Source organism: Cellulomonas soli (assembly GCF_052036975.1).
Classification (GTDB): domain Bacteria; phylum Actinomycetota; class Actinomycetes; order Actinomycetales; family Cellulomonadaceae; genus Cellulomonas; species Cellulomonas soli_A.
In genome coordinates this window covers 67,864-85,581 of record NZ_JBQIAR010000013.1, presented here as the reverse complement: position 1 = coordinate 85,581, position 17,718 = coordinate 67,864, and the positions used below count along the sequence as shown (strand labels likewise).

At 72.7% G+C, this 17,718-nt stretch carries 17 protein-coding genes; 11 read left to right on the top strand and 6 right to left on the bottom strand.

Annotated features, from left to right (window positions below; all coding sequences use genetic code 11):
• The first annotated feature begins 102 nt into the window (after positions 1 to 102).
• Together ACTHAM_RS13775 and ACTHAM_RS13770 are read left to right on the top strand one after the other, a co-directional pair.
• Positions 103 to 1,107 carry a TIGR03557 family F420-dependent LLM class oxidoreductase gene (locus tag ACTHAM_RS13775; RefSeq protein WP_440688408.1) on the top strand — a complete coding sequence of 335 codons (1,005 nt, stop codon included), beginning with the start codon at positions 103 to 105 and terminating at the stop codon, positions 1,105 to 1,107.
• A complete protein-coding gene (locus ACTHAM_RS13770; protein WP_440688406.1) occupies positions 1,104 to 1,931 on the top strand; it encodes a coenzyme F420-0:L-glutamate ligase in 828 nt (275 codons plus the stop codon). Before ACTHAM_RS13775 ends, ACTHAM_RS13770 begins: the two co-directional genes overlap by 4 nt.
• Before the next feature lie 32 nt (positions 1,932 to 1,963).
• Here ACTHAM_RS13770 and ACTHAM_RS13765 read toward each other — a convergent pair whose 3' ends face one another.
• Positions 1,964 to 2,533: an HhH-GPD-type base excision DNA repair protein gene (locus ACTHAM_RS13765; protein ID WP_440688404.1), complete on the bottom strand. Its 570-nt coding sequence runs from the start codon at positions 2,531 to 2,533 to the stop codon at positions 1,964 to 1,966.
• Positions 2,534 to 2,616: 83 nt separating this feature from the next.
• Between ACTHAM_RS13765 and cofC the strand changes: the two genes are divergently transcribed.
• Positions 2,617 to 3,306, top strand: coding sequence for a 2-phospho-L-lactate guanylyltransferase (gene cofC / locus ACTHAM_RS13760; protein ID WP_440688402.1), 690 nt, complete (start codon positions 2,617 to 2,619; stop codon positions 3,304 to 3,306).
• Between the two features lie 22 nt (positions 3,307 to 3,328).
• Here the strand turns inward: cofC and cofD are convergent, their stop codons facing one another.
• From cofD to ACTHAM_RS13735, 5 genes are all read right to left on the bottom strand, one after another.
• Positions 3,329 to 4,315, bottom strand: a complete 987-nt coding sequence (gene cofD, locus ACTHAM_RS13755; protein WP_440688400.1) for a 2-phospho-L-lactate transferase — start codon at positions 4,313 to 4,315, stop codon at positions 3,329 to 3,331.
• Positions 4,312 to 5,187: a putative F420-0 ABC transporter ATP-binding protein gene (locus tag ACTHAM_RS13750; protein WP_440688398.1), complete on the bottom strand. Its 876-nt coding sequence runs from the start codon at positions 5,185 to 5,187 to the stop codon at positions 4,312 to 4,314. Before ACTHAM_RS13750 ends, cofD begins: the two co-directional genes overlap by 4 nt.
• Positions 5,178 to 6,206, bottom strand: coding sequence for a putative F420-0 ABC transporter permease subunit (locus ACTHAM_RS13745; protein WP_440688396.1), 1,029 nt, complete (start codon positions 6,204 to 6,206; stop codon positions 5,178 to 5,180). The genes ACTHAM_RS13750 and ACTHAM_RS13745 overlap by 10 nt, the downstream gene beginning before the upstream one ends.
• A gap of 14 nt (positions 6,207 to 6,220) precedes the next feature.
• Complete coding sequence (locus tag ACTHAM_RS13740) at positions 6,221 to 7,288, bottom strand: putative F420-0 ABC transporter substrate-binding protein (protein ID WP_440688394.1); 1,068 nt, start codon at positions 7,286 to 7,288, stop codon at positions 6,221 to 6,223.
• A gap of 230 nt (positions 7,289 to 7,518) precedes the next feature.
• A complete protein-coding gene (locus ACTHAM_RS13735; protein ID WP_440688392.1) occupies positions 7,519 to 8,949 on the bottom strand; it encodes a PLP-dependent aminotransferase family protein in 1,431 nt (476 codons plus the stop codon).
• 214 nt (positions 8,950 to 9,163) lie between these two features.
• On the opposite strand from ACTHAM_RS13735, the gene ACTHAM_RS13730 reads away from it, so the two are divergent.
• The 8 genes from ACTHAM_RS13730 to ACTHAM_RS13695 all read left to right on the top strand — a co-directional run bounded on the left by ACTHAM_RS13730 (position 9,164) and on the right by ACTHAM_RS13695 (position 17,697).
• Positions 9,164 to 10,012: a nitrilase-related carbon-nitrogen hydrolase gene (locus ACTHAM_RS13730; protein ID WP_440688390.1), complete on the top strand. Its 849-nt coding sequence runs from the start codon at positions 9,164 to 9,166 to the stop codon at positions 10,010 to 10,012.
• 50 nt (positions 10,013 to 10,062) lie between these two features.
• Complete coding sequence (hydA, locus tag ACTHAM_RS13725) at positions 10,063 to 11,481, top strand: dihydropyrimidinase (RefSeq protein WP_440688388.1); 1,419 nt, start codon at positions 10,063 to 10,065, stop codon at positions 11,479 to 11,481.
• 13 nt (positions 11,482 to 11,494) lie between these two features.
• On the top strand, positions 11,495 to 12,526 hold the full coding sequence (locus tag ACTHAM_RS13720; RefSeq protein ID WP_440688386.1) for a TIGR03842 family LLM class F420-dependent oxidoreductase: 1,032 nt from the start codon (positions 11,495 to 11,497) through the stop codon (positions 12,524 to 12,526).
• Positions 12,523 to 13,419: an ABC transporter permease gene (locus ACTHAM_RS13715; protein WP_440688384.1), complete on the top strand. Its 897-nt coding sequence runs from the start codon at positions 12,523 to 12,525 to the stop codon at positions 13,417 to 13,419. The genes ACTHAM_RS13720 and ACTHAM_RS13715 overlap by 4 nt, the downstream gene beginning before the upstream one ends.
• Entirely contained in the window at positions 13,416 to 14,267 is an 852-nt protein-coding gene (locus ACTHAM_RS13710; protein ID WP_440688382.1) for an ABC transporter ATP-binding protein, read from the top strand. Before ACTHAM_RS13715 ends, ACTHAM_RS13710 begins: the two co-directional genes overlap by 4 nt.
• A complete protein-coding gene (locus tag ACTHAM_RS13705) occupies positions 14,264 to 15,028 on the top strand; it encodes an ABC transporter permease (protein WP_440688380.1) in 765 nt (254 codons plus the stop codon). The genes ACTHAM_RS13710 and ACTHAM_RS13705 overlap by 4 nt, the downstream gene beginning before the upstream one ends.
• A gap of 102 nt (positions 15,029 to 15,130) precedes the next feature.
• Positions 15,131 to 16,288, top strand: a complete 1,158-nt coding sequence (locus tag ACTHAM_RS13700; RefSeq protein WP_440688378.1) for an ABC transporter substrate-binding protein — start codon at positions 15,131 to 15,133, stop codon at positions 16,286 to 16,288.
• 95 nt (positions 16,289 to 16,383) lie between these two features.
• The gene (locus ACTHAM_RS13695; RefSeq protein ID WP_440688376.1) at positions 16,384 to 17,697 is read left to right on the top strand and encodes an aspartate aminotransferase family protein; all 1,314 of its coding nucleotides are present in this window, start codon (positions 16,384 to 16,386) and stop codon (positions 17,695 to 17,697) included.
• Positions 17,698 to 17,718 lie beyond the last annotated feature (21 nt).

Here is a 17,718-nt window from a genome sequence, read left to right as displayed (position 1 = left end):
TCGCGTCACATGACGGAGTTACCCTGCCTCGACACCGGCCCTGCGACGAGCTCGCCTCGGCGCACCGGTGGGACGGCACAGGGACGAGCGAAGGTGTGTGACGTGACGAACGGTCTGACCATCGGGTACGCGGCGATGCTCGAGCAGTTCCACCCGACCGAGGCGGTGGAGCTGTCCGCGTACGCCGAGCAGCACGGGTTCAGCGGCGTGATGGCCGCCGACCACTTCCAGCCGTGGGTGCCCGCGCAGGGGCAGTCCTCGTTCGTGTGGAACGTGCTGACCGCGATCGGCGAGCGCACCACCGGTGACATGGGCCCGGGTGTGACCGCGCCGACGTTCCGCTGGCACCCGGCGATGGTCGCGCAGGCCTCGGCCACGCTCGCCGCGATGTACCCGGGCCGGCACTGGCTCGGGCTCGGCTCGGGCGAGGCGCTCAACGAGCACATCGTGGCCGGGTACTGGCCCGAGGCCCCCGAGCGCATCAACCGCATGTTCGAGGCCATCGAGATCATCAAGAAGCTGTTCGTCGCCTCGATCGCAGGCAAGGACGTCAAGCACGCCGGCCCGTTCTACAAGCTCGAGTCGACCCGGCTGTGGACCATGCCGGAGGTCGCGCCCGAGATCCTGGTCGCCACCGCCGGCCCCGTGACCGCCAAGCGTGCCGGCCGGCACGCCGACGGCCTCATCACCGTGGGCGCACCGCTGGAGAAGATCAGCGGCCTCTTCGGCAAGTTCGAGGAAGGCGTGCGCGAGTCCGGGCGCGACCCGCAGACCATGCCCAAGGTGCTGCAGGTGCACCTGTCGTGGGCGCCCACCGACGAGGAGGCCATGGTCAACGCCATGACCGAGTGGCCCAACGGCGGCATGAAGTTCCCCAAGGGCGACATCCGCTCGCCGTTCGACTTCGAGCAGATGGCCAAGCTCGTGCGCCCCGAGGACTTCGAGGGTCGCATGGTCATCTCCGCCGACCCCGACGTGCACCGCGCCTCGATCCAGAAGTACGTCGACCTCGGCTTCGACCGCATCTACCTGCACAACGTGGGCCGCAACCAGCGCGAGTGGATCGAGACGTTCGGCCGCGACGTCCTGCCGAAGCTGGTGCGATGACGCAGCCCACCACGGAACCGACGACCGAGCCGACGACCGAGCTGCGGGTCTGGGCGCCCGACGGCCTGCCCGAGGTCGTCGCGGGGGACGACCTCGTCGCCCTCGTGCTGGACGTGCTGGCCGCCGACGCCGTCGCCGACCCCACCCACGCCCTGCTCGACGGCGACGTGCTCGTGCTCACCAGCAAGGTCGTGTCCAAGGCGGAAGGACGCCAGGTCGCCGCGGACGACCGCGAGCAGGCCATCACCGACGAGACCGTGCGCGTGGTGGCCACCCGCGAGCACCCCGGTGGGCTGACCCGGATCGTGGAGAACCGGCTGGGCCTGGTCATGGCCGCGGCCGGTGTCGACGCCAGCAACACCCCCGACGGCACCGTGCTGCTGCTGCCGCTCGACCCGGACGCCTCGGCGCGGGCGCTGCGCGCCGGGGTGCAGGCACGCCTGGGGGTGCGGATCGGTGTGGTCGTCTCCGACACCGCCGGGCGGCCCTGGCGGCAGGGCGTGGCGGACCTGGCGATCGGCGCGGCAGGTCTGCGCGTGCTGGAGGACCTGCGCGGGCAGGTCGACACGTTCGGTCGACCCCTGACCATGACCGTCGCGGCCGTCGCCGACGAGATCGCCTCCGCGGCCGAGCTCGTCAAGGGCAAGGCCACCGGGCGCCCCCTGGCCGTGGTGCGCGGCGTCGGGCGACACGTGACCGACGACGACGGACCGGGTGCGCGGGCCCTGGTGCGTGTCGGCCCCGACGACATGTTCCGGCAGGGCAGCGCCGAGGCGTACGCGCAGGGATGGAAGGACGCGCTCGCGGACGAGCCCGAGCGATGAGCCCGCAGTGCGGGCCCGTGCGCGGGGCCCGTTCAGCGCGAGCGAGCCGCGGCCTTGGCGGCCCGCTTCGTCTCGCGGACCAGCGCCAGGCTCGCGGGGTCGATGACGTCGGCGATCGAGCGGTGCGACCCCTCCTCGCCGTACGGTCCGGCGACCTCACGCCAACCCTCGGGTCGCACACCCCGCTGCTTGCCGAGCAGCGCCAGGAAGATGCGGGCCTTCTGCTCCCCGAACCCCGGCAGCGCCTGCAACCGCGCCAGCACGGTCCGCGCATCCGGGTCGCCGTCGGTCCACAGCCGGGTCACGTCGCCGTCGTACTGGTCACGCACGGCGACCGCGACGGCCTGGATGCGCGTGGCCATCGAACCGGGGAACCGGTGCACGGCGGGTGGGATCGCGCACAGCGCAGCGAACTCCTGCGGGTCGGCGCCCGCCACCCGGTACACGTCCAGCCCGCCCATGCGTTCGGCGATCTTGGCCGGTCCGGCGAACGCGGACTCCATGGTGACCTGCTGGTCCAGCAGCATGCCGACGAGCAGCGCGAACGGATCCTCGTCGAGCAGTCGGTCGGCGGCCTCGTTCCCGGTCATCCACAGCGCCATGGCGCCATCCTCGCCTACCCGCTCGGGTGCCGCCGGGCGGAGCAGCCGGTCACGGTGGACCGTGGCCCGCAGGTCGGCACGCCATGAGCGAGGAGCCGCGCAGCTGGGTGGTGGTCATCCCCGTCAAGGACGCCCGTCACGGCAAGACCCGGCTCGGTGCCGCACTGGACGCCGCGTCCCGGGCGGCGCTCGTGCGGGCCATGGCGCTGGACACCGTGGAGGCCGCGGCGGCCTGCGCGAGGGTGGCGCGGGTGCTGGTCGTGACGGCGGACGAACCCGTGGCGGCCCAGGCGGTGGGCGTGCCCGGAGTCGAGGTCGTGCGCGAACCGCCGCACGCGGGCGCCCGGTCCGGCCTGGACGCCGCGGCGCTCGCCGGTGCCGCGGCCGCGCGGCATGGAGGACCCGTGTCCGTCGCGGTGCTGCTGGGTGACGTGCCGGCGCTGCAGAGCGACGACCTGGCGCAGGCCCTGACGGCTGCGGACGCGCATCCGCGTGCGCTCGTCGTGGACGCCACCGGGACCGGGACGACGCTGCTGGCCGTCGGGCCGCACGTGGACCTCGACCCCCGGTTCGGGCTGGGTTCGGCGGTCGCGCACCAGCACCTGGGTCACGTGCCGCTCGACCTGCCGCCCGACTCGCGGCTGCGTCAGGACGTCGACGTGCCCGCCGACCTGGTGGCGATCGCGCGGATGCCGCTCGGACGGCGCACCGCCGAGCTCGTCGGGATGCTGGAGGCGGCGACGCCCGGGCGCGGGGTGGCGCGTCCGTTCTGAACCGTGCCGTGCAGCACCGGGCTCAGCGCAGCACGTCGACGAGGGCGAGGGCGTCGGCCGCGATCCGCGCGGTCGTGGGCACGTCGCTCATCAGGGTCGGCACCGCGGCCGCCCGCCACCCCTCGGCGGTCAGTCCCGGCACGGTGGCGGCGTCCGCCGAGTCGAGCAGCCACGCGTCGAGCACGCCACCATCGGCGCGGCGTCCGTAGTGCCGGGCCACGGCGCCGGCGCTCGTCTCGACGCCGATGGTGCGCAGGCACGCGTCGGCCATCCCCCGCACGGGGGCGCCGCCGATGACGGGACTGACCCCCACCACCGGCGCGGACGTGGTGCGCAGCGCGTCGCGGATGCCGGGGACGGCCAGGATCGTGCCCACGGAGACCACCGGGTTGGACGGCGGGAGCACCACGACGTCCGCCTCGGTCAGTGCCTCGATCACGCCCGGGGCGGCGGTGGCCTGCTCGAGCCCGACCTGCACGAACCGCGCGGCGGGCAGGGCGGCGCGGTGGCGCACCCACCACTCCTCGAAGTGGATCAGCCGGCCGTCGGTCAGCTCGACGTGCGTCTCGACCGGTTGGTCGCTCATCGGCAGCAGCCGCGCCCCGGGCTGCCACCGGCGTGACAGGTGCTCCATCACCTGCGACAGCGGCAGACCGCGCCGCAGCAGCTCGGTGCGCGCCAGGTGCGTGGCCAGGTCCAGGTCGCCGAGCGTGAACCACTCCCAGCCCAGGTCGTAGGCGGCCAGGTCGTCGCTGACGCGTCGTGACTCCTCGCGCCGCCCCCATCCCTGCTCCTCGTGCACGCCGCCGCCCAGGGTGTACAGCAGGGTGTCCAGGTCGGGGCACACGCGCACGCCGTGCAGCCACATGTCGTCGCCGGTGTTGGCCACCACGGTGACCTGCGCGCTCGTGCCGCCGGAACCGTCGGGCAGGCGTTCGCGCAGCAGGGCGAGCAGGCCGCGGGTGAACCGCGCCCCGCCCACGCCGCCGGACAGCACGGTGATCCTCATCGTCGGCTCCGGGGGGTCGTCGCGGCGTCCGTGGCCGGTCGCGCGGGGGTGGGGGACTGGTCGGCGAACGCGATCACGGGCCGACCCGTGCGGGGGTGGGTCAGCACGTCGGCCTCGACGCCGTACACCTGGTGCAGCAGCGCGGGGGTGAGCACGTCGCGCGGGTGGCCTGCGGCGGCCAGGCGCCCGGCCGAGAGCACCAGCACGTGCTCGCAGAACGCCGCGGCCAGGTTCAGGTCGTGCAGGGCCGCCACGGTGGTGGTGCCCAGGTCGCGCACGAACGCCAGCAGGTGCAGCTGGGCGGCCACGTCCAGGTGGTTGGTCGGCTCGTCGAGCAGCAGCAGCGTGGGTTGCTGGGCCAGGGCGCGGGCGATGTGCACGCGCTGGCGCTCGCCCCCCGACAGCGTCGACCACGTGCGGTCGGCCAGGTGATCGGCCTCGGCGGCGACCAGCGCCCGCTCGACGGCGTCGGTGTCCGTGTCGGCGCCCCACAAGGTGCGGTACGGGATGCGCCCCAGGGCGACCACGTCGCGCACCGACAGGGGCACGGTGGCCGAGGACTCCTGCTCGAGCAGCGCGATCCGCCGGGCGCGCTCCCGGCGCGGCAGCGTGTGCACGGCGACCGGGGTGGTCGTCGCAGTCCCGGTGCCGGAGCTGGAGCCGGGCGTGGCGTGAGGGCCGTCGCCGCCGACCAGCACCGCGCCCGCCTCGGGCGTCAGCAGACCGGCCACGAGCCGCAGCAGGGTGGTCTTGCCGGCCCCGTTGGGCCCGAGCAGCCCGGTCAGCGCGCCCGCGGGCGGGGTCGCGTCGACCCCGTCGACCACCCACCGGCCGCCCAGGCGCGTGCCCACCTGCCGGATGCTCAGCTCCATGCCGTGCCCCGCCCCCGGCGCAGCAGCACCGCGAACACCGGCACGCCCAGCAGTGCCGTGACGATGCCGACGGGCAGCTCGCGCGGGTCGAACACCGTGCGGGCGAGCGTGTCGGCCCACACCAGGAACACGCCCCCGGCCAGGGCGGCGACCGGCAGCAGGCGCCGGTGCGCGGGGCCGGTGGCGACCGAGACGGCGTGCGGCAGCACGAGCCCGACGAACCCGATGGCCCCGCTGACGGCCACCATCGCGCCGGTCAGCAGTGCGACCAGCGTCATCAGGGTCCAGCGGGTGCGGTCGACGCCGATGCCGAGGGCGGCAGCCGCCGTGTCGCCGAACGCGAAAGCGTCCAGCCGCAGGCTGCTGGCCAGCAGCACCGCCCCGACCAGCAGCAGCGCGGTGCCGGCGATCGCGACGGACGACCAGGTGGCCCCCGCCAACGACCCCATGAGCCAGGCCAGGATGTCGCGGTACGAGTCGCCCGTGGCGGTCCAGAAGATGACGAACGAGGTGCCCGCCGCGCACAGCTGCGAGACGGCCAGCCCGGCCAGGACGGCCCGGCCGGGTGTCAGCACACCGCCGGTGCGGGCCAGTGACAAGGTGGCGACCAGGGCGGCCAGCGCCCCGGCGAAGGCCGCGACGGGCAGCAGCAGGCTGATGCCCACGATCAGCACGGCCACCGCGCCGAGCGACGCGCCGGAGGAGAGCCCCAGCAGGTACGGGTCGGCCAACGGGTTGCGGGTCAGGGACTGCATGACAGCCCCGGAGAGTGCCAGCCCCGCGCCCACCGCGGCGGCCGTCAGCACGCGCGGCAGCCGCAGCTCCCACACGATCGCGTCGTGCAGGGGCGCGACCGGGGTGACCGGCAGCCCCAGGTGGGCTCCGACGGAACGCGCCACCTCGCCGACCGCCAGGTCGGCCGGGCCGATCGTCACCGTGACCAGCACGGTGAGGACCAGCGCGACCAGACCGACCGTGACGAGCACGGCCAGCGGAGGTCGGCGAGGGGCGGTGTCCATCGAGGCGGCGATGCTCAGGAGGTGGCGTCGAGCGCGGCGACGTCCTGCGACACCTGCACGGCGGCCTCGGCGTTGCGCACGCCGGCCTCCGTGGCAGCGAACGGCACCACCACGTACCGGTGCTCGCGCACGGCCGTCAGCTGGGCGGTCGCCGGGTTCGACTCGAGCAGGGCGATCTTGGAGTCGGCGGTGTTCCACGTCGCGTCGACCAGCACTATCACCGACGGGTCGGCCGCCACGACCTGCTCCCAGCCCACCGACGTCCACGTGTCGTGCACGTCGGCGAACACGTTGGTCAGGCCGGCGGCGTCCATGATCATCTGCGCCGAGCCGATGCCCGCACCGACGTACGGGGTGTCCGTGCCCGAGGAATACCACAGGGCCGTGGTCGGCTCGGCGGGGGCGGTGATGTCGGCCAGGGCGGCCTCCTGCTCGGCGACGACCTCCTCGGCGCGGTCCTGCACGCCGAAGATCGAGGCGACCTCGCGGATCTCGTCGAAGACCACGTCGAAGGTCAACGGGTCGGGCTGGTAGCCGTCCTCCTTGCAGGCCGCCGGCGAGACGTACGTGCCGATGCCCAGGTCGGCCAGCGCGGGACGCTCACCGACACCGTCGGCCGAGAAGTTCGACTCCCAGCCGCCGTAGACGAAGTCGGGCTCGAGGGCGAGCAGCGCCTCCTGGCCCGGGACCTTGTCGGAGACCACGGGGATCGCCTGGTACGCGTCGGCCCACTGCTCGGGGACCGGCCCGTCGGCGAACGCCGTGCCGACCATGACGTCCTGCAGACCCAGGGCCAGCAGCATCTCGGTCGTCGAGGACTTGATGGTGAGCACGCGCTGCGGCGGGCTGTCGACCGTGACGGGCGTGCCGCAGTTGTCCAGCTCGACGGGTGTGAACGCGGCGGTGGTGCTCGCCGTGGACGGGGTCGTCGCGTCGGCCGCGGGCGTCGAGGAGCAGGCGGCGAGCGCCAGCACGGCCACGCCGGTGGCCAGGACCGCCCACCGACGGGTCGCAGGGCGGGCGGCGGGGTGCGCGCCGGACGGGCGCGCCTCGGGGGACAAGGGGGTCTGGGGGGAGGACATGGAGGCTCCAGGCGGATCGCGGGATCGCTGACGCACGCCGTCGGGCGCAGCCGGGGAGGGGATGCACGTCGCACCCGCGGAGGACCGTCCAGTGCCGGACGGTGCGACCCGACCATGCCCGGCCGGGTTCCGAGGCGTCACCATATGCCCGCCGGGTCCGTGCAGCGCAACACCTGCCCACCGGGCGTGCACCGCGCCGACGGGCCGCGCGCCCCCGGGGCGGGTGCCGGTCAGGCCGTCGCGGCGACCACGAGCGTGCGGGCGACCGCCTCGGCGTCCTCCCGCAGCAACCCGACGGTGACGCGCACGTGCCCGGGCCGGTGGTCGCCCGGCGCGGTCGCCAGGAACGGGGTGCCGGGTGCCACCCGGATGCCGGCGGCCTCCAGCCGGACCAGCGCGGTGGACTCGTCGAGCACGGGGAGCCACAGGTTCACCCCGTCACCGGGCCGGACCTGCAGGCCGTGGGCGGCCAGGGCGTCGCACAGCGCCCGCTGGCGGCCGTAGTACACGCGGCGGGCGTGTGCGACGGCGTCGACCGCCGCGCCGTCGACCAGCAGGTCGGCGAGCACCCGCTGCAGCAGCCTGCTCGTCCATCCGGGCCCGAGCATGCGCCGGGCGATGAGCGGGTCGATGACGGAGACCGGCCCACCGACCGCCGCGATGCGCAGGTCGGGCCCGTGCGACTTGGAGTACGAGCGCACGTGCACGACACGTTCGGGCAGGTACGCGCCGAGGCTGACGTCCTTGGCGGAGGCGATCTCACCGGAGTGGTCGTCCTCGATGACGTGCACGGTGCGGCGGGCGTCACGGCGGGCGTGCTCGTCGTCGGAGGCCTGGGCCTGCTGGGTGTGCCGACGCAGCACCGCGGCCAGCTCGCGCGCACGGGTCGCGGTGAGGCTGACCCCCGTCGGGTTGTGCGCGCGGGGCTGCAGGATCACGGCGTGCGCGCCGGCGTCGAGCGCCTCGGCGAGGGCGTCGGGTCGCATTCCCTGGTGGTCGAGCGCGACGGGGAGCCGTTCGAGGCCGAGCTGGTCGAGCAGGTCGAACAGCGGCGGGAACCCGGGGTCCTCGACCGCGACCCGGTCGCCGAAGCCGACGACCTGCTCGAGCGTGCGCCCGATGGCGTCGACGGCACCGTCGACCACCGTGAGCCGTCCGGGCGGGAACGGCCAGGACTCACGCAGCAGCCGCTCGAGCTCGGGGACGATGGGCGTGGTCACGTAGGTGGCCGTCTCGGCAGCGGGGGTGCGCGCCGACACGCGCGCGAGAGCAGGGCCCAGGGGTGGGAGCAGCTCGGGGTCGGGTGTGCCCGTCGAGAGGTCGACCAGGGGAGCCCCGGCCGGGCGGGTCTGCTCGCGCGGGTGGGCGCCGCCGGTCATGTCGCGGTAGCGCGGAGGCAACCAGCCGGCCGGCTCCGGCAGCACGAACGTGCCGGCGCGTCCCCGTGAGACGACCATGCCGACGGCCGACAGCGCCTGCCAGGCGCCGCTGACGGTGGCCGGGCTCACGCCGAGCCGCGCCGCGACGTCGCGCACGGTGGGCAGGCGGTCGCCCGCGCGCAGCTCGCCGCTGCGCACCAGGCGCGCGACGGTCGCCGCGATGCCGCGAGGGCTGCGGTCCTCGACCGCGACGACGAACGTGGCCGGCTCCATGGTGGTCATCGTGCCCCGTGACTGCGGTGTCCGGCGCCACCGGGCACGGCGGGAGGGCTCGGGCGCGAAGTGTTTACGACGGCGTCATCGACGTTAGCGGCGTGGAAACGCTGAGAAACCCCGCAGAAATGTTCAACGCTCAGAGTCACATTCCACGGCGACGGAGCCCCGGACGGGACACCAGCCGGGGGTCGCCTCTGACGGACCGAGACGGAGGACCCCCATGACAGTCGTGCGCGTCGCGTTCACCCAGGCCACCTGGACAGGCGACAAGGAGTCGATGATCGACCTCCACGAGGCCTGGACCCGTGAGGCCGCCGCGCAGGGCGCGCAGGTCATCGGCTTCCAGGAGCTGTTCTACGGTCCCTACTTCGGGATCACGCAGGACACGAAGTACTACGACTACGCCGAGACGATCCCCGGGCCGACCACGGACCGCTTCGCGGCGCTGGCCGCCGAGCTGGGCATCGTCATCGTGCTGCCGATCTACGAGGAGGACCAGCCCGGCGTCCTCTACAACACGGCGGTCGTCATCGACGCGGACGGCACCGTGCTCGGCAAGTACCGCAAGCACCACATCCCGCACCTGCCCAAGTTCTGGGAGAAGTTCTACTTCCGTCCCGGCAACCTGGGGTACCCCGTGTTCGAGACGGCCGTCGGCAAGATCGGCGTGAACATCTGCTACGACCGGCACTTCCCCGAGGGTTGGCGGAACCTCGCGCTCAACGGCGCCGAGATCGTGTTCAACCCGAACGCCACCGCCCCGGGCGTCTCGAACCGCCTGTGGGAGATCGAGCAGCCGGCCGCGGCCATCGCCAACGGCTACTTCGTGATCGCGAACAACCGCGTGGGCCTGGAGGACAACGAGTACGGGGACGAGGCCGTCAACTTCTACGGCTCGTCGTACGCGGTCGGCCCCGACGGCAACTTCGTCGGCGAGATCGGCTCCAGCAGCGAGAACCAGCTGATCGTGCGCGACCTCGACCTGGAGCAGATCCGCGAGGTGCGCGAGCGCTGGCAGTTCTTCCGCGACCGCCGGCCCGACGCCTACGGCCCGATCGTCGCCCCCTGACGGCTCTGCCCACCGGCGCCCCGCGACCCTGACACCCGAGAGGACACCTGATGGCCACCACGCTCATCACCGGCGGCACCGTCGTCAACGCGACAGGTCGCGGGGCTGCCGACGTCTTGATCGACGGCGAGAAGATCGTCGCCCTGCTCACCCCCGGCTCGACCCTGCTCGGCACCGACCTGTCGGCCGGTGTCGACCGCGTCATCGACGCGACCGGCAAGTACGTGATCCCCGGCGGGATCGACGCCCACACGCACATGGAGATGCCGTTCGGCGGCACGTTCGCCTCGGACACCTTCGAGACGGGCACCACCGCCGCCGCCTGGGGCGGCACCACCACGATCGTCGACTTCGCCGTGCAGTACGCGGGGGAGAGCCCCCTCGAGCAGTACGCCCTGTGGCAGGAGAAGGCCGCAGGCAGCTGCGCGATCGACTACGGGTTCCACCAGATCCTGTCCGACGTGCAGGACTCCTCGCTGCACGCCATGGACGAGCTCGTGAAGGAGGGCGTGACCAGCTTCAAGCTGTTCATGGCCTACAAGGGCGTGTTCCTGTCGGACGACGGGCAGATCGTCAAGGCCATGCAGAAGGCCGCGGACAACGGCTCGATGATCATGATGCACGCCGAGAACGGGTCGGTCATCGACCTGCTCGTGCAGCAGGCCGTCGCCGCCGGCAACACCTCGCCGTACTACCACGGCATCACCCGCCCGTGGCAGGCCGAGGAGGAGGCCACGCACCGCGCGATCATGTTGGCCAACCTCACCGGCGCACCCCTGTATGTGGTGCACGTGTCGGCCAAGCAGGCCGCCGAGCAGATCGCGCAGGCCCGCGACAAGGGCCAGAACGTGTTCGGCGAGACCTGTCCGCAGTACCTGTACCTCTCGCTCGAGGAGCAGCTCGGCGCCCCGGGGTTCGAGGGCGCCAAGTGGGTGTGCTCGACGCCGCTGCGCTCGCGGGCCGAGCACCACCAGGACCACATGTGGAACGCGCTGCGCACCAACGACCTGCAGCTCGTCTCCACCGACCACTGCCCGTTCTGCATGACCCAGAAGCAGATGGGCGCGGGCGACTTCTCCAAGATCCCCAACGGCATCGGATCCGTCGAGCACCGGCTCGACCTGCTCTACCAGGGCGTCGTCACCGGCGAGATCACCCTCGAGCGCTGGGTCGAGATCTGCTCGACCACCCCGGCCCGCATGTTCGGCATGTACGGCAAGAAGGGTGTCCTGGCCCCCGGTGCCGACGCCGACGTCGTGGTCTACGACCCGAACGGTCACACCTCGATCGGCCTCGGCAAGACCCACCACATGAACATGGACTACTCCGCCTGGGAGGGCTTCGAGATCGACGGCCACGTCGACACGGTCCTGTCCCGCGGTTCCGTCGTCGTCGACGGCGGTGCCTTCCACGGCCGCGCCGGCCACGGCCGGTACGTCAAGCGCGAGCTGTCCCAGTACCTCATCTGACAGGAGCCCCACCATGGACTTCGGAGTCGTCCTGCAGACGAACCCCCCGGCATCCCGCACCGTCGAGCTGGCCCGCCAGGCCGAGACCCACGGCTTCGACTACGTGTGGACGTTCGACTCGCACCTGCTGTGGCAGGAGCCGTTCGTCATCTACTCGGCGATCCTGGCCGCGACCCGCAAGGTGATCGTCGGCCCGATGGTCACCAACCCGGCCACGCGCGACTGGACCGTGCTGGCCTCGCTGTTCGCCACCCTCAACGAGATGTACGGCAACCGGACCGTGTGCGGCATCGGCCGCGGCGACTCCGCGGTGCGCACCCTCAACGGCCGCCCGTCGAACCTGTCGACGCTGCGCGACTCGATCCACGTGATCCGCGAGCTCGGCAACGACCGTGCCGTGGAGCACAACGGGCGCACCGTGCGGTTCCCGTGGGCCAAGGGTTCCGAGCTGGAGGTGTGGGTGGCCGCCTACGGTCCCCTCGCCCTCAAGCTCACCGGTGAGGTCGGCGACGCGTTCATCCTGCAGCTGGCCGACCCGGACATCGCCTCGTGGATGATCAAGGCCGTCCGGGACTCCGCGGAGGCCGCCGGGCGCAACCCCGACGAGGTCAAGTTCTGCGTGGCCGCACCGGCGTACGTCGGCGACGGCGACTCCCCGGCCGAACGGGCGCACATGCGCGAGCAGTGCCGCTGGTTCGGCGGCATGGTCGGCAACCACGTGGCCGACATCGTCTCGCGCTACGGCACCGACTCGGCGATCCCCAAGGCCCTGACCGACTACATCAAGAACCGCGAGGGCTACGACTACAACGAGCACGGCCGTGCGGGGAACTCGCACACCACGTTCGTGCCCGACGAGATCGTCGAGCGGTTCTGCCTGCTGGGCAGCCCCCGCGAGCACGTCGAGAAGCTCAAGGTCCTGCAGGACCTCGGCGTCACGCAGTTCGCCGCGTACCTCCAGCACGACAACAAGGAGGAGACGATGCGTCTGTACGGCGAGCGGATCATCCCGGCGATGGCCGAGGCCGTCGTGGCGACCGCATGAGCGAGCCCGTCACCTCGCTGCCCACCCGGGTGCTGCGCTCCCGGGTCGTCGTGGCCGTGGCGGCCACGCTCGCCCTGGCCGCCCTGTGGGAGCTGTACAAGCTGCTCGGCCCGGACGACGGCTGGTCGCTGGGGGAGACCCGCATGCTGCCGCGCACGGGCGACCTGGCCATGCCGCACACGTGGGAGATGGTCGGTCGGCTGTTCGAACCGGTCTCCGGCGCCAAGGACGCCGTGGTGCTCTGGCTCGCGGTCGTGCAGGCGGGCATGACGAGCCTGGGTATCGCCGCGGTGGGCTGGGTGCTGGGTGTGACGGTCGGGGTGCTGCTGGCGGTGGCGATGCAACGGCTGCGGGTCGTCGAGTCGGCCGTCCTGCCGCTGGTGATCCTGTCCCAGACCGTGCCACTGATCGCGCTCGCGCCGCTCGTGCGGTCCTGGGGCTCCCAGCTCGAGCTCGGGTTCGAGTGGATGCCGTGGATGTCGGTCGCGGTGATCGCCTCCTACCTGGCGTTCTTCCCCGTCGCTGTCGGGATGCTGCGCGGCCTGCAGTCGCCCGACACGATCCACGTCGAGCTGATGGCCGCGTACGGCGCGGGCTGGTGGGCGACCCTCGTGCGGCTGCGGCTGCCCGCCTCGGTGCCCTACCTTCTCCCGGCGATGCGTCTGGCCGCCGCGAACGCCGTGATCGGCACGGTCGTCGCCGAGGTCGCCACGGGCATGCCCGGTGGGCTCGGCCGGATGATCCTCGAGTTCGCCAACTTCGCCGCCAGCGACCCCGCCAAGCCCTGGGCCCCGATCTTCGGGGCGGTCGCGCTCGGCCTCCTGGCCGCAGGGCTCGTCGCCCTGCTCGGCCGCTCCCTGGGACGTTACCGACGAGTGGAGGTGGCTCGATGAGCGCCGCAGCAGTCAAGGTCAGCGCGGTCTCGCGGGTCTTCCGTGCGCAGGGCGGCAAGGGGAGCGAGGTGCACGCGCTCAGCGACGTCGACCTGACCGTCGCCTCGGGGGAGTTCGTCTCCCTCATCGGCCCTTCCGGCTGCGGCAAGTCCACGCTGCTGCGCCTGGTGGCCGACCTGGACACCCCGACCTCGGGCACCATCGAGGTCTTCGGTCGCCAGGCCCGGCAGGCGCGGCTCGCCCGCGACTACGGCATCGCGTTCCAGCAGGCCGGGCTGCTGCCCTGGCGCACCGTCCGGGCCAACATCGAGCTGCCGCTCGCGCTGTCCGGCACGGGCAAGGCGGGACGGCGCGAACGGGCCGACCACCTGCTCGAGCTCGTCGGCCTGGCCGACTTCGCCGACCACCACCCCGACCAGCTCTCGGGGGGCATGCAGCAGCGCGTCGCCATCGCCCGCGCGCTGGCCGAGGAGCCGAGCCTGCTGCTGATGGACGAGCCCTTCGGGGCGCTCGACGAGATGACCCGCGAGCACCTGCAGACCCAGCTGCTGCGCATCTGCGCGGAGACCCGGGCCGCCGTCGTGTTCGTCACTCACTCGATCCCCGAGGCGGTGTTCCTCTCGAACCGGGTCGTGGTGATGTCCCCGCGACCGGGCCGCATCCGCGAGATCGTCGACGTCACGCTCGACCGGTCGGCGGCCGTCGGCTCCACCGCGTCGAGCCCCGCCGAGGCCGGCGACACCGGCGACGCGCTGCGCAACGACACGGCGTTCTTCACCTCCGTCGCCGCCGTCCGTGAGGCGCTGCACGGCGGTGCGGTCGCCGCTCGCGGGGTGGACCTGCGATGACCGGGCGCGGGTTCGCGCGGCAGGTGCTGCCGCCCGTCGTGCTGCTCGTCGCCCTCGTCGCGGGCTGGCAGGCGCTGGTCGTGCTCGCAGACGTGCCGCCGTTCGTGCTGCCCGGGCCCGCGGACATCGCGGGGGAGGCCTCCACCTACGCCGGGCCGATCACCTCCGCGGCCCTGGTCACCGGCCGCAACGCGCTGCTCGGGCTGCTCCTGGGGTCGTTCCTGGCCATCCTGCTCGCAGTGGTCGCCGCCGCCTTCCGGCTCCTGGACCTGCTGGCCGCACCGGTCGTCACCGCGCTGTCGGTCGTGCCGATCGTCGCGCTCGCCCCGGTCCTGTACTCGATGTACGGCGCCAGCTCGGAGCAGGCCCGGGTCATCGTCGCCGCGCTCGCGGTCTTCGTACCCGTGTACGTCAACACGCTGCGCGGGCTCGGTCAGGTGCTGCCCGTGCACCGCGACCTCATGTGCGCGCTGGCCGCCACCCCGCAGCAGGTCGCACGCACCGTCACGATCCCCACGGCCGTGCCGTTCGTGTTCACCGGTCTGCGCATGGCGTCCTCGCTCGCCGTCATCTCCGCGATCGTCGCCGAGTACTTCGGCGGACCGCGATCCGGCATCGGCTCGTTCATCACGACCGCCGCCGCCGGCTCCAACTACGCGCAGGCCTGGGCGTACGTCCTCGGCGGCATCGTCGTCGGCCTGCTGTTCTACGCGGTGACCGCGCTCGCGGAGCACCTGGTCACCCGCCGGTCCGGCGCATGAGGCGCCCGGCCCGCACCCGTCCGCCTGCCAACGCCGCCAGGCCGGTCGAGGCGTGCAGCTCCCGCTGCCCGTCGGTCAGTTCCACCAGCGAAGGGAGATGACATGAGGACCACGAAGCGTTGGGGGGCGGCGGTGGCCGCAGGTCTGGCAGCAGGTCTGCTGCTGAGCGCCTGTGCGAGCGGCTCGGAGGCGGACGAGGCCGACTCGACCGCGGCCGAGGACGGATCCGGTGAGCTCACCCCGGTCAAGCTGCAGCTGCAGTGGCTGACGCAGGCCCAGTTCGCGGGCTACTACGCGGCCCTCGACCAGGGCTACTACGAGGACGAGGGCCTGGACGTCGAGATCCTGCCGTCCGGTGGCGACATCGTCCCGCAGGACGCCCTGGCCGCCGGCGAGGTGGACTACGCGATCGCGTGGGTGCCCAAGGTGCTCGGCTCGATCGAGCAGGGTGCGAACATCACCGACGTCGCGCAGATCTTCGAGCGTTCCGCGACGCTGCAGGTCTCGTTCAAGGACGCCGGCATCACCTCGCCCGCCGACCTGGCAGGCAAGAAGGTCGGCTCGTGGGGCTACGGCAACGAGTGGGAGCTGTTCGCGGGCCTGAACAAGGCCGGTGTCACCGACTTCGAGCTGGTCACGCAGGCGTTCGACATGCTGGGTCTGCTCAACGGCGACATCGACGCCGCGCAGGCCATGACGTACAACGAGTACGCGCAGCTGCTGGAGACGGTGAACCCGGAGACCGGCGAGCTGTACACGGCCGACGACTTCAACGTCATCGACTGGAACGAGGAGGGTACCGCGATGCTCCAGGACGCCATCTGGGCGGACACGGAGCGCCTGGAGTCCGACACGGACTACCAGGACACGACGGTGAAGTTCATCAAGGCCTCCATCAAGGGCTGGGTGTACGCCCGCGACAACGCCCAGGAGGCCGCCGACATCGTCACGGCCGCCGGCTCCACCCTGGGCACCAGCCACCAGCTGTGGATGACCAACGAGGTCAACAAGCTGATCTGGCCGAGCACCACCGGTGGCATCGGCCTGGTCGACCCCGACGCGTGGGCCAGCACGGTCGCCCTCGCGCTCGAGACGCACAACGAGACCGGGGCGACGATCATCACCCAGGAGCCGCCGGAGTCGGCCTTCACGACCGAGTACGTCGAGAAGGCCCTCGCGGAGCTCACGGACGAGGGCGTCGACGTCGTCGGCGCCGACTGGGCACCGATCGACGTCACCCTCGCCGAGGGCGGGAACTGATCGCCGCGCCGGTGCGGTGCGGCGTGCCTCGCGCCCGCCGCACCGCACCGGCGAGACAGTCCCCTGAACAGCACGCACACCGAGGAGAAGGCTCCATGAGCAGCCACGAGGACGGCACCACCCTGCAGCTCGACCGCGCGCACGTGTTCCACTCGTGGTCCGCGCAGGCCCACCTGAACCCGATGGCCGTGGCCGGCGGGTCCGGCAGCCACGTCTGGGACGAGTCCGGGCGGCGCTACCTCGACTTCTCCTCGCAGCTGGTCAACACGAACATCGGCCACCAGCACCCGAAGGTGGTGGCCGCGATCCAGGAGCAGGCCGCGGTCCTGACCACGATCGCGCCGGCCACGGCGAACCGGACCCGCGGAGAGGCCGCCGAGCGCATCCTCGCGCACGCCCCCGACGGGTTCTCCAAGATCTTCTTCACCAACGCCGGCGCCGACGCCAACGAGAACGCCATCCGGATGGCCCGCCTGCACACCGGCCGCGACAAGGTCGTCTCCGCGTACCGCTCGTACCACGGCAACACGGGGGCCGCCGTGGTGGCCACGGGCGACTGGCGTCGCCTGCCCAACGAGTACGCGCGCGGCCACCTGCACGTGTTCGGCCCGTACCTGTACCGCACGGAGTTCTGGGCGAGCACGCCCGAGGAGGAGTGCGAGCGCGCGCTGCACCACCTCGAGCGCATCCTGCAGGTCGAGGGCCCCGACACCGTCGCCGCGATCCTGCTCGAGACGATCCCGGGCACCGCCGGCGTGCTCGTGCCTCCGCCCGGGTACCTGCCGGGTGTGCGCGCCCTGGCCGACCGGTACGGCATCGTGCTGATCCTCGACGAGGTCATGGCCGGGTTCGGCCGCACGGGTGCGTGGCTCGCCCTGGACCACTACGACGTGCGCCCGGACCTCGTGACGTTCGCCAAGGGCGTCAACTCCGGGTACGTGCCCGCCGGCGGCGTGATGATCTCCGAGCCGATCGCCACGACCTTCGACGACCGCGTGTTCCCCGGCGGTCTGACCTACTCCGGGCACCCCCTGGCCATGGCCGCGATCGTCGCCACGCTCGACGCCATGACCGAGGAGAAGGTCGTCGAGAACGCGGCCACGATCGGCACGGACGTGCTCGGCCCGGGCCTGGCCGCGATCGCCCAGCGCAACCCGCTGGTCGGCGAGGTGCGCGGCCTGGGGGTCTTCTGGGCCGTCGAGCTGGTCGCCGACCAGGAGACCCGCACCCCCGTGAGCCCGGCCGTCATGGGGCGCATCAAGGCCGGCATGCTCGCGCACGACGTGCTGCCGTTCGTCGCCGACAACCGCGTGCACGTCGTCCCGCCGTGCATCGTCACACCGGACGAGGCCGCCCTCGGGCTCGAGGTCCTCGGTACCGTGCTCGACGAGGTCGCCGCCGCCCTCTGACCCCGCCACGACGGCACCCCC